Here is a 22,377-nt window from a genome sequence, read left to right as displayed (position 1 = left end):
TTAACTATCACTATTTCAATAAGTCTTGTTTTCTGACAAAGTCTATAAATTCCCTAAATATATCATTAGTTCTAGATAAAATTTCATCCTCATCAAATTTTTTATAGTTTTTAGAAATGTTTAATAAATCTTTGTTTTTAGTGCCATGTTTTTTGACATTCTTATCGTTCGTATATCCTTCATAATATTTTTTCTTATCTTCTAAACGATAATCAGCGGCTCTTATATTTATATTTTTTTCTAATAAAGCTTTATTACCTAACTTTTCCAAAATATTTTTATGTGACAATGAATTTTCAATCTCTTGCCTCTTGCGTGAAAATATATGTTCCACCTCAAGTTTTTCCCCTAAACTAATAAGGCTCTGCTCTGGATTTTGATACAGCCACCAAGCAAGCATTGACTTTGTAATTGGTCTACCATTTGTATAAGTAAAGCTTTTAATATTCGTTTCAAGTTCATTTTTATCAAATAAATACTCTCTAAAATCAATTTCTTCTCCGTTCACAAGATTAACCATCTCTGGATAAATAGGCGTTCTAAGAGCATTGACACCTGGACGTATAAAATTATATGACCAAATAAACGCTATAGTCTTATTTAAAAAATTATAAAGCTTTTCCTCATCCAAATTAACTATATCAACGCCTCTTGACATATAATAAACCGAAAGAAAGTATCTCCACATGCCATTTGGAGCGTAATTTAAAATGAATAATTGTTTTAAAACCCTTTCAGAAAAGGCTTCATCTTGAGTTTCTATCGCGCTCCAAAAATCTGCAAGTTTTTCTAAATCATTAAGCGCTTCATCATTTTTAAGAAGCGAATAATTATTTTTCTCAAAAAACTTTCTTAAAGCTTCTGTTGTAGATAATTTTATACCTTGTTTAGCTCTTAAATAATACATGTACTCGGTAAATAATTCATCCATGGCAGATCCTGATTGAGAACTAAAAATCTTTTCAGATAAAGTTTCAAGATCCTTCCATCTAGCAATAAAATCATCTTTCTCAGATTTTGATGCATAATATTTATAAAATTGAGCTTTAAATATGTCTGTATCAGATAGTGACTTTCCTCTGTCATTTAATGTTGAAAATATCCTCAGAGCTGTATCTTGCGACTCAGCCTCAATAGGAAGCAATATACAATTTTTCAAAACTCTATTTGGTAAAAAGGCAAAATAAGATGGAAATTCGTTTAAAAATACTTGAATCTTTTCTTCAAAGAACCTAAATGCATTTGCATAACGGCTTTTCATATCTTTCTTTACTTCTCCATTTATTAAGATATAATAAAATTCTTCCTTGTCATCATCAGATGCGACTTCAGAATCTATTTTTAGTCTTGTCTTATCAGGGTTGTCAAATTCATCAGCCTTCCAAATACATGAAGCAATCGCATCTCTAGTCTTAATAGTATTATTATCCTTCATATTTAAAAGCTTTACATAAAACGCTCTCAATAATAACATTAGCGTAGTAATTCTTTGTTGACCATCAATAATTTCACTCTTGCCAGTATCTTGATTCTTAAAGGTAACTATAGGGCCTAAAAAATATTCATCATTCTCTGAATCAAAATTATCGGCGTTACCATCAGGAAATGAAAATGCAAATATATCATCCCATAAAGTTTGGCATTCACTTTCTTCCCATGCGTATGGCCTTTGATAATCAGGTATTAAAAAATCGCTCTTTTTATCAGAAAATAAATCTTTAATAGTCTTTTGATCAATGTTTAATTTTGACATAAGATGACCCCCTTTTTATTAATTATATCATAAATAAGGCTTAAAACATAAAAAATCTGCCCCATAAGGAGCAGATAAAAAATATATATATGAATTTTACACTTAATTAATATATTTTAGCCTTTTTCTTTACAATATATATGTATAATGAATCAATCATAGGAGGTGTAAATCTATGAAAAAAATTTTTTTATGTATGAGCTTAACTATTATGTTGCTTATCTGCGCATCCTGCTCAAGTGATAAGCCTAATGACAAAGCTAAAACAAATAGTGAAACAAAGATAGCGAGTGAAGATAAAAAAGAAGCTAGCTCAAGTACCGAAAAAAATGAAACATCTGAAGAAAGCTTAAATGATGAAGCAAATGACGATAGTCTAGTCAAAGATACTGTATGGCAAGTTGAAATGACTGATAATGATAAAGAGTGGATAGAAAAAAATGTTAAACTGCTTTGTTCTAAGGATATTGACAAGATAAAGTCAAGCCTAGCCGGCAGTGCAAAAACTGCGGTAGATAAAGATCCAAATCTAATTATAGAGGCGCTAAAGCCGCTAGAAATCTCTGGCGATATTGTAAAGATTGAAAAGGTATCAATGGAGTCAGGTCAAGATGGAGATGGTAGCAAGGCTTACATCTACCAAGCGCTATGCCAAGGCGAAAAGAAAAAGATATATTTTAATCTTGCAAGAAATATTGCTAATCAGCTTATAAGTTTCCAGCTAAGTACGGCAGACTTTGAAGAAAATCAAGATGAGCTAAAAGAAAAATACAAGGCATTTATAAATAAATCGCTTGAGGTCATTGGCACAGTCAAGTCTAAAGACTACGAAGCATTCAAAGCATACTTTGGTAATGTAGGTGCAAAAGAAGAAGACATTAAAAATCTATATGATATGATTCTTAATGATATCGATTCATTAAATAGCAATTCCTCAAAGCCTCAAATTAATATTGCAGAAAAAGAAGCAAAGGATGTTTTTGCTGATAAAAGTATGCAAGGCAAAGCTATCGAGATACTAATTAAGTATTTGGGCGATGCTACTAAACCAATACTTTATTATGACTTTTTTTACGATGAAGATATGAACATATACAATCTTACTTATCGTAGATAATTAAGATTTCTCATCAAAACTCTTAAGTGTAATACTTGAGAGTTTTTTATATAATTCAAAATAAGAAGTGACTTTTTAATAAATTATTTTAAATAATATGCACTTCGTAAATAATCTATATGCAAAATAAAACCCTCTCTACTTATTTAGTAAAGAGGGTTTATATTGATAATTTTATTTCTTTCTAATATACTTTCGATACTCAAATTTCATATCTTGATAAGTATGTTCTTCGCTCGTTTGAACTAACTCAAATGCTTCATCCTCATCCAAGTTTCTCATAACAGTATCATAAGGCTTGAAATCTTTTTTGATAAAAGTTATTTCTGCCTCGTCCACCTCGCCTATGAGCTGATCGATGAGACTTGCTCCGCCAACTAAAAATATTTTCTTGTCAGAAAATTTTTCTTTTATAATCTTTTTTAACTCGTCAAGGTCATGGGCAATGTGAGCGCCATCCACATCTTTGAGTGAGCGCGAGACGATAATAGTTTCTCTGCCAGGAAGCGCGCCTGTCGCGTCAAAAGTTTTTCTGCCCATGAGTAAAACTCCGCCCATGGTCATCTCTTTAAAGCGCTTTAAGTCCTCGGGTATCCGTGTAAGCATGTCCCCTTTGTAGCCAATCGCCCATTTGGCGTCGACTGCCATTACGAGTATCATTATATTGCTTGTTTTGCTGTGATTAGAGCTAGTTTGTAAACGTCGTCTGAGTTACAGCCTCTTGATAAATCGTTAACTGGGCTGTTTAATCCTTGAAGTATAGGTCCTATAGCATCGTATCCGCCAAGTCTTTGAGCAATCTTGTAACCAATGTTACCTGCTTCTAGTGATGGGAATATAAATACATTAGCATGACCTGCGATAGCTGAGCCTTTTGCCTTCTTTTCAGCAACTGTTGGTACAAAAGCTGCGTCAAATTGAAGCTCACCATCTACAGCGATGGATGCATCTCTTTCTTTAACTATTTCAAGTGCATTTATAACTTTTTCTGTTTCATCTGATTTAGCGCTGCCCTTTGTTGAGAAGCTTAGTAGAGCTATCTTTGGATCAACGCCAAAGCTCTTTGCTGTCATGTTTGAAAGAATTGCTGTTTCTGCGATATCGTTTGAGTCAGGTGCTATGTTGATAGCGCAGTCAGCGAAGATGTATCTTTCAGCGCCTTTAACCATTACGAATACGCCTGAAGTTTTTTTGTATCCTTCCTTCATCTTAATGATTTGAAGTGCAGGTCTAACTGTATCGCTTGTTGCATGTGCAGCGCCTGATACAAGTCCATCTGCCTTTTTCATATATACTAAGATAGTTCCGAAATAGTTAACGTCCTTTAGAAGTAATGCTTTAGCGTCTTCTAAAGTAATCTTACCCTTTCTTCTTTCAAAAAATGTTTGAGCCATCTCATCTATGTCCTTAGCTTCAGCTGGGTCGATGAAATTGATATTAGCTAGGTCTTTGCCTATAGCTTTAGCAGCCCCCTCTACCTCACTTCTCTTACCTAGAACTATTGGTTCTAAAATATTTTCTTCTTTTAATCTGAAAGCAGCCTTTAAAACTCTTTCATCTTCACCTTCTGGAAAAACAATTGATGGATGTTTTTCTTTTACTTCAACTTTTAATTCTTCAAATAAATCCATAATAACCTCCTATTTATTCTTGATAAATTTATCCTTGCTAAGTGCAATCACAACTCCGCCAATAATTACGAAGATGGGATTGACATCTAAAAATACTACTATTAAAAAAGCTAAAGCGCTTATTGCGTATTCAAATTTATTTAAATGTGCCTTTTCAACTAAGCCTACAAGTGCTGCAAACACTAGTGCGCATACGACTGGTCTAACGCCTTTGAAGGCCGCTTGCACATAAGTATTATCTTGAACGCCCATAAAAAAGTGCGATATAACTAGTATTATGATAAAGCTTGGCAAAACTGCGCCTAAAAATGCAGCGAGTGCGCCTAAAAAGCCATATATTCTGTAGCCAACTAGTATGGAAATGTTTGCTGCGATAGGTCCTGGTGCTGTTTGCGCAAGGCTTATCGAGTCTATGTACTCTTCGTCTGTCATTAATTTTTTCTTAGTAACTATCTCACGCTCGATAATTGGAAGCATGGGAAAGCCGCCTCCTAAGGTGAAGGCACCTATTTTAAAAAATGTTATAAATAAATTAAGTATCTTCATCTCATCACCTATAAATAAATATGCCGACCACAAAACCTATAGCCATGATAAGTATTGGGTTTAGTTTTTTCACTCTAACTAGTATGAAGGCAATTATCGCTATAATTACTGATTTGTAATCAATTATCGCTCCCTTGCCAATGGTTACAACAGCTGCTAATACAAGCGCTAAAACAACTGGTCTTATACCTCTGATTGAGACTTTTACAGCATTTGATTCTCTAAATTTATTTATTGTTAAAAATATTATACTCATTATAATAAAGCTTGGTAGTGTCACTCCAAGTGTAGCAACAACGCTTCCTAAAAAACCTGCTAATTTATTGCCGATGAAAGTTGCTGAGTTAACTGCGAATGGGCCAGGTGTTGTTTGTGCGATGGCAACTATATCTATAAAATCTGAGTAGCTTATCCAGTGAAGACCATTTATGATTTCTTTTTCAAAAAGTGGCATCATAGCATAGCCTCCGCCGAAACTAAAGAGGCCTATCTTGAAAAACACTAAAAATATTTTGATTAAAAAATTCATATACTCACCAAAAACTATTATATCACAAAGAGACATATTTTTCTAGACTCGCAAGGTAAATTTTAAGTAATAAATTTATAGTCTTTGTGATATAATTTATCTAAGGGGTGATGGTATGAGCTTAAAAGCTATTGATATTAAAGAATTAAATTTTAATCCGATGACGCTGATTGGCAAGGAATGGATGCTTGTTAGCGCCGGTAATGAGAAGGCGTTTAACACAATGACTGCTCAGTGGGGTCACTTGGGTGCAATATGGAACGGCGATATGCCAACGTCAGTTATTTACTTAAGGCCACAAAGATATACGAGGGAATTTGTTGACAAGAATGATTACTACACATTAAGTTTTTTTGATCCTTATTATAAAACTGATTTATTATATCTAGGTACTCATAGTGGCCGCAATGAAGATAAACTTGCTAGAACATCTCTAACACCTGTTTTTAGCGATAAAAGCGTTTATTTTAAAGAAGCTAAAATGGTTTTGGTATGCAGAAAAGTTTATAAGGGCGTTTTGCACGAGGAAGGCTTCATCGATCAATCCATACTTAAGAAAAACTACCCAGAGCGTGATTTTCACTATGTTTATATAGGTGAAATAGTAAAGGCTTATGTGAATGAAGAATAAAATATAATTATAAAAAGAGCTATGCGCATCGATTGATATGCATAGCTCTAATATTTTTATTTAAATTAATTTTTTGATTTTATTTTTGATTTATTTTTTTTCGATGCGGTCCTTGCCAAAATATTTTTGTAAAGCTTTTGGTATAGTGATTGAGCCATCTTTATTTTGATAATTTTCTACAAGTGCTGCAAATGTTCTACCAACTGCAAGTCCTGAACCATTAAGTGTGTGAACGAAGTTTAATTTGCCTTCTTCGTTTCTATATCTAATGTTGGCTCTTCTTGCTTGGAAGTCCTCAAAGTTCGAACAGCTTGATATTTCAACGTATCTACCATAGCTTGGCATCCAAACTTCTATGTCATAAGTCATTGCTGATGAAAAACCTAAGTCGCCTGTTGATAATTGAACAACTCTGTATGGTATTTCAAGCTTTTGAAGAACCGCCTCAGCATCTGATAACAATTTTTGTAATTCATCATAGCTTGTTTCTGGTTTAACAAACTTAACAAGTTCAACTTTATCAAATTGATGGTTACGAATAAGTCCTCTGTTGTCTCTACCTGCTGCGCCCGCTTCTTGTCTGAAGCATGGTGTGTACTCAGTTATATTGATAGGCAAATCGCTCTCATCAACAATTTCGTCTCTAAGCATATTTGTTAGAGGTACTTCTGCTGTTGGCACTAAGAAAAAGTCTTTTGATGGTAAATAAAACATATCATCTTCAAACTTTGGTAATTGTCCTGTGCCTAGCATAGACGCTCTATTAACCATGAATGGAGTGCTCATCTCAGTATAATCTTGTTCAAGCGTATGAAGATCAAGCATGAATTGAATTAAGCTTCTTTCAAGTCTTGCTCCGTCGCCTTTAAATATAGAGAATCTTGATCCAGCTATCTTACCAGCTCTATCAAAATCAAGTATATCAAGGTCTGTTCCAAGGTCCCAGTGAGCTTTTGGCTCGAAATCAAACTCAGTTGGTGTGCCATACTTCTTTACTTCAACGTTATCACTATCATCCTTGCCAAAAACAACATCTTTATTAGGAACGTTTGGTATACTTAGTAGGTACTCAGATATTTTGTCATCTATTTCCTTAACTTTTTGGTCATACTCCTTGATCTCGTTTGAAAGCTCTTTCATCTCTTCAAAAATGTGAGTGACATCTTCCCCAGCCTTCTTTAGCTTAGGTACTTCTTTTGAAATGGCATTTTGCTTTTGCTTCATTGTTTCAACAACAGTTAAAAGCTCTCTTCTCTTCTTATCTTCTTCAAGAAGTTCTTCAATTGGGAAACTTCCGTGTCTCTTTTTTAAAGCTTCTAATACTTCTTCTGGATTTTTTCTAATTCTTTTTATATCTAGCATAAAATCACTCCTTATCTTAATCTTAAATCGCGTCCTTTAAAGCGATATATATAATAATTTGATAATATCCTTGACGATAGTCTCTCTCCATACTTTTCTTTTATTGCGTCAACATTTAAATTGCTTGTGATTAGCGTCTTTAAATTTTTACTTAGTCTATAATTTATCAAATCAAGTATAGATTTCGAGCTAACCTGTGTATCTATCTCGGTTCCAAGGTCATCAATGATTAAAAAGTCTGTGTTATAAAATAAATCTCTCTTCGTTACAGCGTCGCCATCGGCCTTAAATATAGCTTCGTTAATGGTTTGGCACATTTCATAAGAGCCCACGTATGTAACATTGATAAGCTTTTCTATAAGTCTCTTTGCAAGTGATACCGCCATAAATGATTTACCTGTACCAACGTCTCCAAAGAAAAATATGGATCTGTGCTCTTTATTAAAATTATCCGCATAAGACTCAAGACTCTTTTTTATCTCAATCATTTCATCTCTTACATCATCTGAAAATATATTGGCATCAAAATTTTCAAAACTTTTTTCTCTCATCTCAGTATTTAGTTCATTCGTCTCAAGCATTTTTTCTCTTAGCATATCGTCAATGCAAGAGCATCTCTTTGATTGATAAATGCCTGTGTCTTCACATTTCTCACAGTCATAATGAACTTTGAAAGCATCATTAAGACCATAAGTCTCTATAAGTTTTTGTTTTTTAGCTTCTATATCAAGTATCTTTTTATTAATATCTTCATAATTTGTAAAATTCATAGACGCAAAATCATTAAGCACAGAATTTTTTTCGTTCTCAAGGCTTAAAAACTCAGGATATTTTTTATAAATAGCTTCTATCCTCTCGCTTCTCTCCCTCTCTCTAATGTTCTTAATATTCGCTTTTTGTCTATAAACATCATCTAACAAAGTCATGCTACTTCCTCCAATTGCCTTCATAGGTATCGCTTAGATAATCATCTGGGTACTCTCTCTCATCAAAGTCCTTTACTCTCGCCTTTGGCTTCTTAGTATTATTATTTTTTCTATCGGACCTATAAAGCTCATTCGTTCTTTCAGCGTCTTCAACTGTCTTTATGCCTTCTTTGTGCCAAGCTTCTAAGATTGCATCAAGATATGCGATAGAAGGCTTAGCTGTGTATATAAAGTTTTCAGCAGCTTTTAAAATTATATCATTGCCATAATTAAAATCGTCGTACCACTTGTCTATGATTTTCTTTTCAAAATCAGATACATTTTTAAATGGCATTGCTAGTGACTGCATAAGTTTATTGTAATTTCTTTGGCTATCGTTCATCACGTTAAAATCACTCATAACTTGAGAAAGATTTGTAAAACCCTTATCGTACCAATTCATGATGATGGTCTCAACATAAGCTGGTGACTTCTTCTTAAGTATATCATAAGCGTATGAATAAGCGTGCGATATCATTTCGCAGCTGATATTGTAATCACGAAGCCACTTGATAATCTTAATCTTCTCTTGTGTATTAAGGGGCCTTCTGACTATGTGGGCGACGTCTTGGAACATCTTTTTTACGCCGTCGTCCTTATTTACTTCAATAATTAATTTAGTGTCGCTACTTAAGTCTCCTTCATCTATATCAAGCTCGTCATCATAAGTATTTTGACTAGTAGCAATATTTGCGCTGTTCTTATCAAGAGATGAGCCGCTAAGATAAAGAGCTCTTAAATCTTTAAATAAGACACTAAAACTCAAGCTATCACCATCGTCATCGAAATCAACTATACCTACTGATTTCCAAAATCTCCAAGCTGATACGACATCTATAACAGGAATTTTTAAAACTTCGGCTATCTTCTCGTTGCTCGCCTCTATGTCATCATCTTGCGCAAATCTTAGCGCTAAAAGATAAACTTTAACGAAGGTTCCGTCCGCTTGAGGCATAAACTCACTGATAAATATATTATTAACTGATGTGTCTAATAAATTTGAATTAATTTTCTCTAGCGTGAAGCTCAAAAAACTCACCTCTCTTTATCTCATAAGTATATACATAAGAAAGCAGCTCCCTGCCATTTTGTATAAACTCTTCTTCATTTTCTATGTATTCCTCTCTAGTTTTATCAATATCTTGAATATTAAATGTATCTAGATAATATGCCTTCTTAGTAAAACCTAATTTTTTATATAAATGTATGGCTCTCTCGTTAAACGCATTAACATCGAGCCATATTCTTTTAAATTTTAGTTCAGTAAAGACAAAATTTAAAAATTCTACAAGTATTTTATAGCCATGGCCTTGATTTTGATAGCGTACGTCCATGACTATAGATAACTCAGCAGATTTTTTTAAAATATTTATCTCTTTCAGTCCAATGTAGGCAATAGCCTTATCTTCATAATAAATTGCAAAATAGCGCTTAAATATGCCCTTCTTAGTTTTAAGCCACTCTTTTATTTCCCAATCCTCTTCATAAATGAAGTCATAATCATTTAAAAGATAGTAATTGCCTCTCTCCCAGCCACTAAACTTGTATGCGTCTTCAAGCTCTAAAGGCTTTATCCTGTATTTATTATTATTCATACGCATTCTTTGAAACGTCAAAGAACCTTGTGTATTCATCTTTCCAAATTAAGTTAACCACGCCAATAGGACCGTTTCTGTGCTTTGAAACGATTACTTCTGCTAAATTTGGATTTTCAGTTTCTTTGTTGTAAACATAGTCTCTATATAAGAACATAACTATGTCCGCATCTTGTTCTATGGCTCCTGATTCTCTTAAGTCCGAAAGTTTTGGTCTTTTATCTGGTCTTTGTTCAAGTGCTCTTGATAGCTGTGAAAGTGCTAAAACAGGTACGTCTAGCTCTTTAGCAATAGCCTTAAGGCCTCTTGATATTTGTGAAATTTCTTGAACTCTGTTTTCAATTCTTTCGCCAGTTGTCATAAGTTGTAAATAGTCAATAACAACTAAATCTAAGCCTTCTTCCATCTTAAGCCTTCTTAATTTTGCTTTAAGCTCTATTAAAGAAATGGCTGCTGTATCATCTATATGAAGATTATAATTTGATAATTCATTTGAAGCAGTAATCAGATTGACAAGGTCTGTACCTTCAAGCTCACCCTTGAATAAGCTAGATAAGTTCATTTGAGCGAATGCCGCTAAAATTCTTTGACCGATTTGTGTCTTACTCATTTCAAGAGAGAACATGGCAACTTTTTTGCCCGCCTTGGCTGCGTTTACTGCAAGGTTAACCGCAAGAGCAGTCTTACCCATGGATGGTCTCGCCGCTAATAACACTAGGTCTGATTTTTGAAAACCGCCTAAAAGTGAGTTAAGATCAGTAAAGCCTGTAGTTACACCGCTAAGCTCGCCTCTGTTTTGTACCCTCTTCATTATAGTTTGAACTGTTTCGCTCATAATATCTTCAAGAGCAGTTAATGAGTTTCTAAGACCTCCTTGAGAAATTTCAAAAAGTTCTTTTTCAGCCTTTTCAAGCACATTCTTAGCTGGCGATTTATCTTCAAGCGATAAGGCTTTTATCTCGTCAGAAAATTCTGCAAGACTCCTAAGTATAGATTTTTCCTTAAGTATATCTATATAAGCATCTTGATTTGAGCTAAGTCCTTCGTTATTTGCATAAATATTTGCAATATAAGTTATTGTATCAGCATCAATTTTTTCATTTCTTTCAAGTGTTTCTGTTACTGTCAATAGGTCTATGGGCTTGTTTAAAGAGAATAAAGTCCTAATCGCATTGAAAATCTTTCTATGAAGCTCGTTATAAAAATCAGCTTCATAAAGTCCTTCAATAGCTTTGACAGCAGCAGTTTTATTTTGCATTGCATTTGCTAAAACTTCCTGCTCAACTATTAAGTTGTTAGGTAATTCTCTTAAAACTTCCATATTACTCCCCTATATACTTATATTTACTCTTAAATTAGCTGTGATTTGTGGATAAAGTCTTAAAACTACAGTATATACACCTGCTTGTTTAATATTTTCCTTCATCTCTATCTTTCTTTTATCAATATCTAAACCAAATTCTTCAAGCAAAGCCTTTTGTATATCTTGTGATGTAACTGCGCCAAATAATTTGCCAGTCGCGCCGCCTTCAGCTTTCATCTTAAGAACTTTCTTTTCTATATCTGCTTTGATCGCATTTGCTTCTTTAGTTTCTTTTTCGATTTTAGCTTTTAGTTCGGCTTGCTCTTCTTTCCATTGCTTTATGTTTTCATCAGTAGCTTCTAAAGCAAGTTTTTTTGGAAACAAGAAATTTCTTGCGTAACCGTCCTTACTATTAACCATCTCACCTTTTTTGCCAAGGCCTTTAACGTCTTCAATTAGTATAACTTTCATTATTTAACACCTTCTTCTTTCTTAGATTCTTTTTCTTCGTCTTTATATTCTTTAATTTTTCTCTTTAATTCTTCAACAGCCAAATCAACTGATAAATCTATCCTAGTAGCTGCTTGATTTAAGTGGCCGCCGCCTCCAAGCTTTTCCATAATTAATTGCACGCTTATCTCGCCAAGTGATCTAGCTGATACATGTGTTTCGTTATTTGAGATCTTAACCGCAACGAAGGAAGCCTTCATGCCATTGATGCTTAGCATCTCATCTGCTGCTTGTGCTGCTATAAGTATTGAGTTATCAACCTTATCTTCAAGTATACCAATAATAGTATCATCCATAAATATTTCTGACTGTCTGACTATGTCAGCCCTATTCTTAATAACCATGTAATCTTCTTTAAAGTATTTCTTAACTACTTCAGGATCAGCTCCAAACCTTCTAAGCATTGATGCTGCCTCAAATGTCCTTACACCAGTTTGAACAGTAAAATTCTTTGTATCAACTGTAATTCCTGCAAGTAATGCCTCTGCCTCAAACTTGCTTAAAACAACATTGTCAGTCATATATGTGAATAGCTCTGTTACAAGCTCCGCTGTACTAGATGCATAAGGCTCTAAAAATACAAGTTCAGTCGATTCAATAAATTCACCGCTTCTTCTGTGGTGGTCTATAACTACCCTGTCTCTAATTTGATCAACTAAATCTGGTGCCTCAGAGATTGATTTTTTATGATGATCGACAACTATAAGTAAAGTTTTATCATCAATTAGTGAGCTAAGTTCAGCCTCAGTCCTTACAACACCATTAAGACTTTCTTCTTCTTTAAGTCTAGCCATGATATTTCTAATACTCATATTAACTGAGTTAAGTGCGATATAGGCAGTCTTACCTCTCATTCTAACAAGCTTTACTACGCCGATAGCTGAGCCGATTGCGTCCATATCAGCGTTTTTATGAGGCATGATAACTACGTTTGATGCGTCATCTATAAGTGATCTTAGTGCACCACCAACAACTCTGGCCTTAACCTTGGTAGTTTTTTCAACTGCTTTTGATTTTCCGCCAAAATACTCGTAATTGTGTCCTCTTCTAAGAACTGCTTGGTCACCGCCTCTACCTAAAGCTATATCCATAGTGTTTCTAGCAATCTCGTATTGCTTAAGAGGTGTTTCTCCATCAGTTGTCGCTGAAATTGATAGAGTTAGTGGTATTATACTTTGTACTTTTAAATCACGAACCCTATCAAGAATATCAAATTTCTTTTGTATAATCTTTTGAAGATTTTCATTATTTGCAATGATTAAATACCTATCATCATCATATTTTCTAACAGTTGCTTCATAAGCATTAAAATAATTTATGATCTCAGTCTCAACATTACCAGTAATAGTCGCTCTAGCACTGTCCTCAACACTGCTTTTAACTTCATCAAGGTTATCTATATATAATAGTATAGTCGCAATCTTTTCCTTGTCAATAGTGTCCTTTGCTTCTTTTAAATCAGTTCTGTTAATCCAGTAAAGAAGAAGCATTTCTCTGTCTTTGCTGTCTTTTGATTTAACTTTATTAACATAAACTTGATAGTAGTTATCTCTATATAAAATTTTAAGTGGCTCATCGCCTGCGCTTAAAATTTCATTTAGATTAATTGATGATATAGCGTCAAGAATGTTATCTTCAGGCTCGCCATCAATTTCAAGCATTTTGATAAATTTACTGTTATACCAGTTAATTTCACCATCTTGATTAATGATAACCATAGGAAATGGCATCTTAAATACAGCTTGTTTTGTTAACGAGTCAATAGTTTCCTCTATATTTTCAAAATTCTTTTGCATAAGTGTAGTTTGGTCTTCAAAATCTTGCAAGAATCTTATGTGTAGCGAAACAAAGATTACAAGTGCAATAAAACCTATGATGATATTTAATATCATAAGCATTATAACTAAAGCAAGCTCAAAAATCACTTCTATTAAATTTTCTTTTACATATGCTTCGATTTTTTTAAACATCTTATGCACCCCTTATCCTTGTAGTACCGTCTATGAAGCCAAATATTATATTTATAAAAAACATTATTCCTAAGAAAAATATGGATATGGCAAAATATAAATTTGCCGCGACTGTTTTTTTGTAGCGTATTTTTAATGTAAACATCACAAAAGAAAGTCCTTGTACAGCTAAGCTCATAAATATCATTAAAGATATATTGTCAATTATAAGCTCATTTATTCCTAAATCTGTTAGCATAAAAATCAAAAGAATTGTTAGCATTAAATAAAATGCTGATCTTTTAAATTTTAATGCTTCAATAAATGGCTCTGTTATATTGACATCGCCTCTTTTTCTTATTATATAATGAGGCAGTTTTAAAGCTATGAAAGAGGCTATAAATGCTAGAAAAAAGACAGTGCTTGCTAAGTACTTTTTAAACTCTTGATACGCTAGACTCACCATGTCCTTGTCAAAAATAAGTTCGCCCTCATAAGATTTAACGAGCTCCATTTGCTTGTCTAAACTTTTATTAAAAACTTCTATGAGATTTATATTGAAAATATCTCTTAAGAAAATTATATAAACTATACTTGAGACCACCAAAGTAAGCGTCATCGCTAAAAGCAGCTTATCGCCTCTCATTTTCATTTTGATTAAAGTGACAGCTATTATTAAGAATGGCAAACCTAATATGGCCTTTTCAAATATAAACGCTGGCTCTAAAAATATTGCCAAGACGCCAAGTGAAGCCATGTATAAATATATTGAGCTGTAATCTTTATTCTCAATCGAATTCATTAGATAAGCTCCAAGTACGAATGGCATCGCAAAGATGCCTAAGTACCTTGTTATAAACATGGTTAGCGTTAAGACTACAAAACTTATAGCCGTCTCAAGATTTTTATTCTCTATTTGCATTATCTTTCCTTATAAGTATCGAGATGCTTCATAATCTTTGCGTACATCTCTTCGTCTATATATACTTTACCATCAATTTCTTTATTTCTTAAGTAGTCAGCGATAAATTTTATATCAAGTATCGAATAAACTTTAACGCCATAATCGTCTTCAAGCTCGTGAATAGCTGACTTATCGCCACTACCTCTCTCCATCCTATTAACAGAGACGATTAGAGCCTTGACCTTTGCATCATAGTGTTTAAGTATATCAATGGACTCTCTAACAGCAGTTCCTGCAGTGATTACATCTTCGATGATAACTACATCTGAATCAGCATTTGGAGTCTCTCCAACAAAAATTCCTTTTTCGCCGTGATCCTTTGCTTCTTTTCTATTAAATGAGTAGCCAATCTCAAGGCCATAGTTTTTGTAAAGACTTACAGCACAAGAAACCACTAGCGGTATTCCCTTATATGCTGGGCCGAATAGCAATGGCTTATCTAATTTAATATTGTCCATGTAAGCTTTTGCATAAAAGTCGCCAAGCTTAGCTATCTCTTCAGAATTATTAAAAAATCCAGTGTTTATGAAATATGGACTCATCCTTCCAGACTTAGTCTTGAAATCGCCAAACTTTAAAACATCTGATTTAAGCATTAAATGTATAAAATCTTCTTTGTATGACATTATCCTATGTTCACATCCTTAATTAAAATATATTTTGGTCCATAGTAATTATCTATATGAATCATCTCTTTAGAAAAATACATATCCAAACCTTTTTCCATGATATTAGCTGAAAAAGCACCGTTGTTAATGATTTTTGTTTCTTTGCCGTCAAAATACTTGGCAAGTCTAAACTCACCGCCAAATATACCGATGGAAGCATCTGCTTGGAAACTTGAGAAACTCTTTATCTCAAGGTGTCTATTCTTTCTCATCTCATCGATTGACATAGATCCAGGAGCTACTTCGATATTTACTAAATTACCTGTAGGCTCAATGCCCATGTATGACGCGAATCTTTGTCCAGCAGATAAATTTATCATCTTGCCGTCCTTAAATATTTGTGTTTCTTTTAGTTTAACACCATCGCTGTCATACTTGCTATTATGCACGGAACCTTCAATCTCAGGCTTTAAAGTGATATTTACAAGATCACCCTTGGCTCCTTTATGAGCCTCTTCATTTAATTTTAATTTATTTAGCTTCATATAATGAGTTGAGCCGCTTGCTTGATAATCATAAAAGTTAAAGAAGGCTGGAACATCTAGACCAGTGATGATTACATCAACTGATTCAATTGGCTCAGCTGGCTTAGACATAGCTCTATCCTCTGCCTCTTTAAGCTCTTCATAAATATTTTCTTCAAATTCTTTTTCATTTAGCTTAGAAAAAGTAAACATTCTATAAACCTCGATTGAGCCCGCTTCACCACATGCATCTGCAATTGATTCAACGATTATCTCGCTCTTTTTAGACTTGCAGTCGCAGCTCTTTGAGTTCACAAGATTTTCTTCTATATTATTAACAAAGATTTCGCATGAGTTTATCTTGGATTTTGTTCCATAATCCTTGTATACTATGTCCTTCACCTTTTTTATAGTCTCAAGCTCGTTTATATAATCTTTTTCATCTGTCAATATAGTTCCTTCAGCTAAAGGAAAATATTTATTCTTAATGAATTTTGCTCTTTCATAAGCAAGAGCTACTTTTCTTGCAATTTCTTCATCACTATCTGATGGAGCTGTATTAAATGAAGAGTCTCCTCTAAATTTTTTGCCATCTTCTTCAGTATCAGCATATATAGTCACACTCACGTCATCAGTCTCAACGCTTCTGTCCATATCTACCTGATCTCTTATTAAGAAAAGCTCCTTGCTAGATGTTTTCTTTCTAATTAACTTAAAATCAGAGATTTCTTTATTTTCTTTTATTATATCAATAATATTTTTAATTCTGTCCATTAGCTTAATCTCCCCTTAAATTTTAAGTAGCTACCACCAGTTGAAGTCTTAACCCATTCCTTATATCCTTTGCCGCAGTAACCAGCGCCATTCATTTCGATTTCGCCAGAAACCATAGATATAGACTCAAGCACATCAGGCACATAGCCTGTTAGTGTTGCTGGACTAAATACTTTTCCGGTTAATTTACCGTCCTTTATCTCTCTCGCCTTCATTGCAGTGCATTGAATTCCCCAGTTCTTAGGGTCTTCCATACCATTGTTCATGCCATCAAGCAAAAATCCGTAGTCAATGGACCTAATCATATCGTCAACGCTGTCCTTGCCGCCTTCAAAGAAAGTATTTGTCATTCTTGTATAAGCCTTTCTTCTGAAAGACTCTCTCTTGCCATTGCCTGTTGGCTTTACGCCTAAAGACATTGCAGATAGCTTATCCGCCATACCTCTTCTAAGTATACCATTTTCAATAATAACAGTATCAGACGCTAAAGTGCCTTCATCGTCAAAGCTATAGCTTGAGCATTCGCCAATGGCTGTGGCGCCGTCATGCATTGTAGTTATGTCACTTGCCACTCTTTTATTGACATAGTCCTTTGCCAAAGCTCTGTCCTTAACAAACATATCCATCTCTACTCCGTGACCAAAAGCTTCGTGAGCAAGTAGTCCAGTTATGTCTGGTGCACTAATTAAATCATAGTAACCAGGTTTAACAAGTTCTGATCCAAGAAGTTCAATTGCATTATGAACCACTTCTTTATATATCTTGTCAAGCTCCTTAAGTACTTCCAAACCTCCTAATCTACTTACGCCCTTGTAATCATATCTAAAGTCGTCGTCCTTTTGAACGTCAGCTTCAGCCATGACGCTAGTAAAAGTATATGCTTGATTTAAACACATCTTCTTAGAAACAAAAAGCTTTCTAACTTCAGTTTCTATGTACATAGCTCTCGCAGAAACAACTAGATCAGACTCTTTAAGCATCTTGTCCTTAATTTCTGTTAAATAATTTATTTTCTCTTGAACACTCATATCATCAAGAGAAATTTCTAAATCAGATGAAAAATCCTTTACGAATTCTTCCTCATCTATTAAAGAGTATTTTCTCATAGAAAAATTATTCTTCTTATAAAAATTATAATTTTCAGTAATTTCTTTTTTTATCTTCTTGGAGAGCTCTTCTGGGCTTTGAATTTTATCAAAAGATACTTCACCGTAATAATCATTGTTATATACACGTGCTACGAAGCCTCTCTCGCTGTCCATGCCTTCACCGACACGTGTTATGCTCTTTGATACCATATAATTAGTAGAGTCAGTATCAGTAGCAAGTATCGATACATAGTCAAAGTCCTTGCTAAGCAAGTCAACTGTCTTTAAAAGGCATTCCTTTGCATCTACTAAGAACTGTGATAATTTATTTTTCATCAGTCTTTTTCTCCTTTCTCTCAGGTTTACTTGTACATAAGCCTACGATCAAAAGTACATCAACTATAGCTAGTGCTGGAACTGTATAACCCGCTATGGGTTTATGTACTACATTAGCTATTGTAAATGCTAGTAGAATTATAAATGCTGCTTTGATTAAATATTTTCCGTTCATACTCACACCTCTTTAGATATTATATCACATATGAATTATATTTATCAATAATAATTATACATTAAAAAATTACTAATATATTTATAATTTTTAAAACGAATATATATTTCTTACTAATGATTCATGACTTTTAAATAATTTTTTTATAATGAGTTAATCATGATTATCTTAAAATAATTTTTTAATAATTAAATATAGTTTCATGATTAAAATATAATTACACATAAAAAATAAGCCTGCAAATAATTGCAAGCTTATCTATTACATTTTACTATTTTACTATTTTACTATTTAATTTAATATTTATAAATTTCTTCTAAATCTTATTTAATTTCTTCCATTAACTTACCCATGATCCAAACAACGTCTGAGTGCCACTTCTTGTGACGTGGTGGGCAATATATCTTTGCAAATGTTTTTAATGTTTTTCCCTTGTATGTGCTTTTTGTAATTAATTCTCCAAAGTATAAAATATTATCCTTTGGTGTATTAAAGCTTAGGTAGCCGTTGGCTCCTCTCATACCGTAAAAATTGTTCTTATTAGCTTGTCTGCCATCCCAGCCCGCTTCAGCGATTGAAACAGCTATAGCAAATATGCCATTAACTCCAAACTCATCTTCAAGTGCCTTAAAGCTTTCGCCTTGTCCAGCAAGTGCTGTCTTTGCTAATACTTTATTAAACTCTTCTACACTTAAATTTGTTTTTTGATAAACATCGTATGTAAGATTCTTTTCTTCTTCTACCATAACTAAAACTAGTTCGTCTATGTTAGCAATCATCTCACCATCTCTTTTATTTACCATATCATCTTCATTGTAGTTAATAATCATATCTATATCTTCTTGATTATTGTTTTGATTGTTTTCATCTTCCCTTTGCGCCATAGTTCCTGTACTATTTAAAAAATATCCACAAAGAAAAACAAACAATAGTAAAAATGTAATAATAAATTTTTTCCTATTCATTTTGTCCCTCCTAAATTGTATGTCTTATTTTAACAAAATTTTTAACAAATGTCTAGTTAAAGTTTTTTAATTAAATTATGACATAAATGTTACAACTTATGACAAATTCTTCATATCATTTTTCAATAATTTGGGCAAAGAGTATTGAATTTTCTACATTTACATTATATAATATTGAAAGAGATATTTCGAATGAAAACTTTATTTTTATGCATAAAATTATTTCAAAAAAATGAAATTATATAATTTTGTTTCATAAAAATCATTTCGAAATAAATAGGGGTGTAATTAATGAGAGATAATTTTGAATATAGAAGAAAAAAAAGAAAATCAAGAAGAATATTTTCTTCAATAATATTTATTCTTATTATATTGGGTGCAATATATTTTTTATATAATAATCATAAATTAAATAATAAAAAAGAAAAAATAAATCTTGATGAAGTTTTTGAAGGTATTAAACAAGCAGATATTGTTAAAAATTTAGTAGATAAAGAAATTTATAACTATAATTTTTCAATTAGAGAAAAAGAACTTTTAGCTTATAGAAAAAAAGTCAAGGAAGAAGAACTTGCAAAGCTACTTGAAAAGGGTAAAGAAATTGATCCTAAGGCATTTAAAAATGTTAAGGTTGCTAAATCTTCTGTAAATACTGTTCCTATATCGGTTTATACAGAATTCTTTAAAAATGACCTTTTCATCGGTGACTCCATCACTGAAGAGCTTAAATACTATAAATTTCTTTACGAAAACAATGTTTTTTCTAAGATTGGTTTAAATACTGATACTCTTAGAAAGCTTCTTCCAAATGAAAAATTTGGTATTGAGCCAAAAAATATTTATCTAATGATGGGTCTTAATGACTCTGTCTTTGTTAAAACTGAGGAAAAGTTTAAAGAAAGATATGTGGCTATGCTTGATGCACTTCAAGCTAAGTTTCCTAATGCCAAAATTTATCTTCAAGCGATCTTCCCTGTGAGCAAGGCTTTGGATGAGAAAGAAGATGCAAGGGTAAATAATACTAAGATAAATTCATTTAATAGTGTTATTAAATCTATAGCAAGTGAGAGAGGACTTGACTTTTTAGATTTTTCTTATCTATTAAATGAGAATCAAAATTACTTTGAACCTGATGGAATGCACTTAAAGAGTAAATTCCACAAGGTTTGGTTAAATGAAGTTAAAAATATAAACAGTTAAAGGCAGGTTTATTATGAAAAAGATATTAATAATTTTAAGCGTAGCACTTATGATATTTATGGTGGGATGCTCTAGTAAGGACGTAAGCCTTAATGATATTAAGGACAAACTTAAAGATACTATTGATTTTTCTACTTTTTCTAAGGAAGAAGAAGATTCTTATCTAAAGGACACTTTTGATTTTGATACGGAAAAAATCGATTCTTATGAGATGTATGGTCCTCAAACTAATTTAAATACAAACGCAGTGCTATTGTTAAGACTAAAAAATGCAAGTGATGCAAGTGAATTTAAAGAAAAAATTGATGCATATAAAGAAAATCTTATAAAAATTTATAAAGACTACGCTCCTGATCAAGCAAAGCTTGTTGAAGACAGCGTATATGAAGAACATGGCAAGACTATCGTACTAGTAATTTCAGAAAAGTCTGAAGATGTTAAGAAGGCTTTAGCAGAGCTTTATAAGTAATGGTATTCTCTTCACTTTTATTCTTATACGTATTCTTACCAATTGCATTATTCTTATACTATATATCGCCAAAAAAGATAAAGAACTTCACGCTCTTTATACTCTCACTCATCTTTTATGCGTGGGGCGAGCCGATATATGTAGGGATAATGCTTTTTTCCAGTGTATTTGATTACTGCAATGGAAGACTTTTAAATAAATTTAAAGATGAATGGAAACGCAAAGCAGTCCTTATATTGAGTGTAATTGTCAATATTGGTCTGCTTTTTTTCTTTAAGTACTACAATTTTGTGATTGATAATTTAAATTATTTATTTAATTTAAATATTAGCGCAAATAATTTAAGTCTGCCTCTTGGTATATCCTTCTATACATTCCAAACGCTTAGCTACACAATAGATGTATATAGAGGCGAGGTCGAAGCGTCAAACAGCTTTTTTGACTACAGCGCTTATGTTGCGATGTTTCCTCAGCTTGTCGCTGGACCTATAGTTAGATACATCGATATATTTAATCAACTAAAAAATAGAGACTTTTCTGACAATTCCATCGCCTATGGCATAAAGAGGTTTGTTTATGGTCTTGCTAAAAAAGTTTTGATTGCAAATAAACTTGGTGAGCTATATAAAATAATTCTTGCGAAAGAGATAGCATCTCTACCATCGTCAATGGCTTGGCTTGGCATCATCGCCTTCACCTTGCAAATTTATTTTGACTTTAGTGGCTACTCAGACATGGCAATAGGTTTGGGCCGCATGCTTGGCTTTGACTTTTTAGAAAACTTTAATTTCCCATACATTTCCAAGTCAATAACTGAGTTTTGGAGACGCTGGCACATGAGTTTATCACTATGGTTCAGAAACTATGTCTACATACCACTTGGCGGTAACAGAGTAAAATTACCAAGACAGATACTAAACTTATTTATCACGTGGTTTTTAACAGGTTTTTGGCATGGAGCGGACTTTAACTTCATTTTATGGGGTCTATACTATTTTATTTTGCTAGTTTTAGAAAAATTTGTTTATGCAAAAGCACTTGATAAGGCACCAAATTTTATAAAACATATATATGCAATTCTGTTTATAATTATTGGCTGGGTAATATTTGAGTTTAAAGTGACTGAGATAGGTCCATTTATAAAGGCAATGTTCAATTTTAAAAATTTCTCATCCTTAGAAGCGTATTTTTACTTAAAAGAGTATGGTTTTTATCTAATCGTTGGTGCGCTTTTATCGCTTGGCGTATGCAAAAAACTTATTGATAAGGATAGAAAAACATCTTATTTAGAAATTGCTTTTTTATTCATCCTTTTAATACTTGTGACAATGTCACTAATTAGCGAGTCCTACAACCCATTCTTGTATTTTAGATTTTAGGTGA

Annotated in this window: 23 protein-coding genes; 5 read left to right on the top strand and 18 right to left on the bottom strand. The window is 33.0% G+C overall.

From position 1 onward, the window contains the following. Positions 1 to 10 precede the first annotated feature (10 nt). The gene (locus M1R53_RS02195) at positions 11 to 1,753 is read right to left on the bottom strand and encodes a DUF262 domain-containing protein (RefSeq protein ID WP_249242915.1); all 1,743 of its coding nucleotides are present in this window, start codon (positions 1,751 to 1,753) and stop codon (positions 11 to 13) included. A gap of 175 nt (positions 1,754 to 1,928) precedes the next feature. Between M1R53_RS02195 and M1R53_RS02190 the strand changes: the two genes are divergently transcribed. Continuing rightward, positions 1,929 to 2,870, top strand: a complete 942-nt coding sequence (locus tag M1R53_RS02190) for a hypothetical protein (protein WP_249242914.1) — start codon at positions 1,929 to 1,931, stop codon at positions 2,868 to 2,870. Positions 2,871 to 3,044: 174 nt separating this feature from the next. On the opposite strand, the gene M1R53_RS02185 is transcribed toward M1R53_RS02190, so the two are convergent. Genes M1R53_RS02185 through M1R53_RS02170 form a run of 4 tightly spaced genes read right to left on the bottom strand, consistent with a single transcriptional unit; the run spans position 3,045 to position 5,576 of the window. After that, positions 3,045 to 3,530: a dihydrofolate reductase gene (locus M1R53_RS02185; RefSeq protein ID WP_249242913.1), complete on the bottom strand. Its 486-nt coding sequence runs from the start codon at positions 3,528 to 3,530 to the stop codon at positions 3,045 to 3,047. Then, the gene (gene pta / locus M1R53_RS02180) at positions 3,530 to 4,501 is read right to left on the bottom strand and encodes a phosphate acetyltransferase (RefSeq protein ID WP_249242912.1); all 972 of its coding nucleotides are present in this window, start codon (positions 4,499 to 4,501) and stop codon (positions 3,530 to 3,532) included. Before pta ends, M1R53_RS02185 begins: the two co-directional genes overlap by 1 nt. Before the next feature lie 9 nt (positions 4,502 to 4,510). Beyond that, positions 4,511 to 5,047, bottom strand: a complete 537-nt coding sequence (locus tag M1R53_RS02175; protein WP_249242911.1) for a chromate transporter — start codon at positions 5,045 to 5,047, stop codon at positions 4,511 to 4,513. 4 nt (positions 5,048 to 5,051) lie between these two features. After that, positions 5,052 to 5,576 (bottom strand): chromate transporter, encoded by a 525-nt coding sequence (locus M1R53_RS02170; RefSeq protein WP_019214942.1) that lies wholly within the window; start codon positions 5,574 to 5,576, stop codon positions 5,052 to 5,054. A gap of 115 nt (positions 5,577 to 5,691) precedes the next feature. Between M1R53_RS02170 and M1R53_RS02165 the strand changes: the two genes are divergently transcribed. Continuing rightward, entirely contained in the window at positions 5,692 to 6,207 is a 516-nt protein-coding gene (locus M1R53_RS02165; protein WP_106018051.1) for a flavin reductase, read from the top strand. A gap of 90 nt (positions 6,208 to 6,297) precedes the next feature. On the opposite strand, the gene serS is transcribed toward M1R53_RS02165, so the two are convergent. From serS to M1R53_RS02100, 13 genes are all read right to left on the bottom strand, one after another. Next, the gene (gene serS / locus M1R53_RS02160; RefSeq protein ID WP_249242910.1) at positions 6,298 to 7,569 is read right to left on the bottom strand and encodes a serine--tRNA ligase; all 1,272 of its coding nucleotides are present in this window, start codon (positions 7,567 to 7,569) and stop codon (positions 6,298 to 6,300) included. Between the two features lie 11 nt (positions 7,570 to 7,580). Beyond that, positions 7,581 to 8,495, bottom strand: coding sequence for an ATP-binding protein (locus M1R53_RS02155; protein ID WP_249242909.1), 915 nt, complete (start codon positions 8,493 to 8,495; stop codon positions 7,581 to 7,583). Position 8,496: 1 nt separating this feature from the next. After that, a complete protein-coding gene (locus M1R53_RS02150) occupies positions 8,497 to 9,564 on the bottom strand; it encodes a DnaD domain protein (protein WP_249242908.1) in 1,068 nt (355 codons plus the stop codon). After that, positions 9,539 to 10,129, bottom strand: a complete 591-nt coding sequence (locus tag M1R53_RS02145) for a GNAT family N-acetyltransferase (protein WP_249242907.1) — start codon at positions 10,127 to 10,129, stop codon at positions 9,539 to 9,541. The genes M1R53_RS02150 and M1R53_RS02145 overlap by 26 nt, the downstream gene beginning before the upstream one ends. Beyond that, positions 10,122 to 11,450 carry a replicative DNA helicase gene (dnaB, locus tag M1R53_RS02140; RefSeq protein ID WP_249242906.1) on the bottom strand — a complete coding sequence of 443 codons (1,329 nt, stop codon included), beginning with the start codon at positions 11,448 to 11,450 and terminating at the stop codon, positions 10,122 to 10,124. Before dnaB ends, M1R53_RS02145 begins: the two co-directional genes overlap by 8 nt. A gap of 9 nt (positions 11,451 to 11,459) precedes the next feature. Beyond that, the gene (rplI, locus tag M1R53_RS02135; protein ID WP_019214935.1) at positions 11,460 to 11,903 is read right to left on the bottom strand and encodes a 50S ribosomal protein L9; all 444 of its coding nucleotides are present in this window, start codon (positions 11,901 to 11,903) and stop codon (positions 11,460 to 11,462) included. Next, entirely contained in the window at positions 11,903 to 13,912 is a 2,010-nt protein-coding gene (locus M1R53_RS02130) for a DHH family phosphoesterase (protein WP_249242905.1), read from the bottom strand. Before M1R53_RS02130 ends, rplI begins: the two co-directional genes overlap by 1 nt. A 1-nt stretch (position 13,913) precedes the next feature. Further along, positions 13,914 to 14,813 carry a DUF2232 domain-containing protein gene (locus M1R53_RS02125; protein ID WP_249242904.1) on the bottom strand — a complete coding sequence of 300 codons (900 nt, stop codon included), beginning with the start codon at positions 14,811 to 14,813 and terminating at the stop codon, positions 13,914 to 13,916. Then, complete coding sequence (gene pyrE, locus M1R53_RS02120; RefSeq protein ID WP_249242903.1) at positions 14,813 to 15,481, bottom strand: orotate phosphoribosyltransferase; 669 nt, start codon at positions 15,479 to 15,481, stop codon at positions 14,813 to 14,815. The genes M1R53_RS02125 and pyrE overlap by 1 nt, the downstream gene beginning before the upstream one ends. Next, on the bottom strand, positions 15,481 to 16,761 hold the full coding sequence (locus tag M1R53_RS02115) for a metallopeptidase TldD-related protein (protein WP_249242902.1): 1,281 nt from the start codon (positions 16,759 to 16,761) through the stop codon (positions 15,481 to 15,483). Before M1R53_RS02115 ends, pyrE begins: the two co-directional genes overlap by 1 nt. Further along, positions 16,761 to 18,185 (bottom strand): TldD/PmbA family protein, encoded by a 1,425-nt coding sequence (locus tag M1R53_RS02110; RefSeq protein WP_249242901.1) that lies wholly within the window; start codon positions 18,183 to 18,185, stop codon positions 16,761 to 16,763. The genes M1R53_RS02115 and M1R53_RS02110 overlap by 1 nt, the downstream gene beginning before the upstream one ends. Beyond that, a complete protein-coding gene (locus tag M1R53_RS02105) occupies positions 18,175 to 18,360 on the bottom strand; it encodes a hypothetical protein (RefSeq protein ID WP_249242900.1) in 186 nt (61 codons plus the stop codon). Before M1R53_RS02105 ends, M1R53_RS02110 begins: the two co-directional genes overlap by 11 nt. A gap of 323 nt (positions 18,361 to 18,683) precedes the next feature. Continuing rightward, on the bottom strand, positions 18,684 to 19,325 hold the full coding sequence (locus M1R53_RS02100) for a hypothetical protein (RefSeq protein ID WP_249242899.1): 642 nt from the start codon (positions 19,323 to 19,325) through the stop codon (positions 18,684 to 18,686). Positions 19,326 to 19,616: 291 nt separating this feature from the next. Between M1R53_RS02100 and M1R53_RS02095 the strand changes: the two genes are divergently transcribed. Genes M1R53_RS02095 through M1R53_RS02085 form a run of 3 tightly spaced genes read left to right on the top strand, consistent with a single transcriptional unit; the run spans position 19,617 to position 22,373 of the window. Continuing rightward, positions 19,617 to 20,525 carry a GDSL-type esterase/lipase family protein gene (locus tag M1R53_RS02095; RefSeq protein ID WP_249242898.1) on the top strand — a complete coding sequence of 303 codons (909 nt, stop codon included), beginning with the start codon at positions 19,617 to 19,619 and terminating at the stop codon, positions 20,523 to 20,525. A 13-nt stretch (positions 20,526 to 20,538) separates the two neighbouring features. Then, positions 20,539 to 20,994 carry a DUF4358 domain-containing protein gene (locus tag M1R53_RS02090; RefSeq protein ID WP_085840553.1) on the top strand — a complete coding sequence of 152 codons (456 nt, stop codon included), beginning with the start codon at positions 20,539 to 20,541 and terminating at the stop codon, positions 20,992 to 20,994. After that, positions 20,994 to 22,373, top strand: coding sequence for an MBOAT family O-acyltransferase (locus M1R53_RS02085; protein WP_249242897.1), 1,380 nt, complete (start codon positions 20,994 to 20,996; stop codon positions 22,371 to 22,373). The genes M1R53_RS02090 and M1R53_RS02085 overlap by 1 nt, the downstream gene beginning before the upstream one ends. Positions 22,374 to 22,377: the final 4 nt, after the last annotated feature.

This window comes from Fenollaria massiliensis (assembly GCF_023347705.1).
Classification (GTDB): domain Bacteria; phylum Bacillota; class Clostridia; order Tissierellales; family Peptoniphilaceae; genus Fenollaria; species Fenollaria massiliensis.
This window is presented reverse-complemented; position numbering and strand designations above follow the sequence as displayed.

What these genes read in the sequence shown, in the direction of transcription:
- pta (WP_249242912.1), bottom strand. Translation starts at nt 4,501, where the DNA reads ATGGATTTATTTGAAGAATTAAAAGTTGAAGTAAAAGAAAAACATCCA.
- M1R53_RS02145 (WP_249242907.1), bottom strand. Translation starts at nt 10,129, where the DNA reads ATGAATAATAATAAATACAGGATAAAGCCTTTAGAGCTTGAAGACGCA.
- M1R53_RS02125 (WP_249242904.1), bottom strand. Translation starts at nt 14,813, where the DNA reads ATGCAAATAGAGAATAAAAATCTTGAGACGGCTATAAGTTTTGTAGTC.
- M1R53_RS02155 (WP_249242909.1), bottom strand. Translation starts at nt 8,495, where the DNA reads ATGACTTTGTTAGATGATGTTTATAGACAAAAAGCGAATATTAAGAAC.
- dnaB (WP_249242906.1), bottom strand. Translation starts at nt 11,450, where the DNA reads ATGGAAGTTTTAAGAGAATTACCTAACAACTTAATAGTTGAGCAGGAA.
- M1R53_RS02095 (WP_249242898.1), top strand. Translation starts at nt 19,617, where the DNA reads ATGAGAGATAATTTTGAATATAGAAGAAAAAAAAGAAAATCAAGAAGA.
- rplI (WP_019214935.1), bottom strand. Translation starts at nt 11,903, where the DNA reads ATGAAAGTTATACTAATTGAAGACGTTAAAGGCCTTGGCAAAAAAGGT.
- serS (WP_249242910.1), bottom strand. Translation starts at nt 7,569, where the DNA reads ATGCTAGATATAAAAAGAATTAGAAAAAATCCAGAAGAAGTATTAGAA.
- pyrE (WP_249242903.1), bottom strand. Translation starts at nt 15,481, where the DNA reads ATGTCATACAAAGAAGATTTTATACATTTAATGCTTAAATCAGATGTT.
- M1R53_RS02130 (WP_249242905.1), bottom strand. Translation starts at nt 13,912, where the DNA reads ATGTTTAAAAAAATCGAAGCATATGTAAAAGAAAATTTAATAGAAGTG.
- M1R53_RS02175 (WP_249242911.1), bottom strand. Translation starts at nt 5,047, where the DNA reads ATGAAGATACTTAATTTATTTATAACATTTTTTAAAATAGGTGCCTTC.
- M1R53_RS02090 (WP_085840553.1), top strand. Translation starts at nt 20,539, where the DNA reads ATGAAAAAGATATTAATAATTTTAAGCGTAGCACTTATGATATTTATG.
- M1R53_RS02105 (WP_249242900.1), bottom strand. Translation starts at nt 18,360, where the DNA reads ATGAACGGAAAATATTTAATCAAAGCAGCATTTATAATTCTACTAGCA.
- M1R53_RS02195 (WP_249242915.1), bottom strand. Translation starts at nt 1,753, where the DNA reads ATGTCAAAATTAAACATTGATCAAAAGACTATTAAAGATTTATTTTCT.
- M1R53_RS02185 (WP_249242913.1), bottom strand. Translation starts at nt 3,530, where the DNA reads ATGATACTCGTAATGGCAGTCGACGCCAAATGGGCGATTGGCTACAAA.
- M1R53_RS02190 (WP_249242914.1), top strand. Translation starts at nt 1,929, where the DNA reads ATGAAAAAAATTTTTTTATGTATGAGCTTAACTATTATGTTGCTTATC.
- M1R53_RS02085 (WP_249242897.1), top strand. Translation starts at nt 20,994, where the DNA reads ATGGTATTCTCTTCACTTTTATTCTTATACGTATTCTTACCAATTGCA.
- M1R53_RS02165 (WP_106018051.1), top strand. Translation starts at nt 5,692, where the DNA reads ATGAGCTTAAAAGCTATTGATATTAAAGAATTAAATTTTAATCCGATG.
- M1R53_RS02170 (WP_019214942.1), bottom strand. Translation starts at nt 5,576, where the DNA reads ATGAATTTTTTAATCAAAATATTTTTAGTGTTTTTCAAGATAGGCCTC.
- M1R53_RS02110 (WP_249242901.1), bottom strand. Translation starts at nt 18,185, where the DNA reads ATGAAAAATAAATTATCACAGTTCTTAGTAGATGCAAAGGAATGCCTT.
- M1R53_RS02100 (WP_249242899.1), bottom strand. Translation starts at nt 19,325, where the DNA reads ATGAATAGGAAAAAATTTATTATTACATTTTTACTATTGTTTGTTTTT.
- M1R53_RS02115 (WP_249242902.1), bottom strand. Translation starts at nt 16,761, where the DNA reads ATGGACAGAATTAAAAATATTATTGATATAATAAAAGAAAATAAAGAA.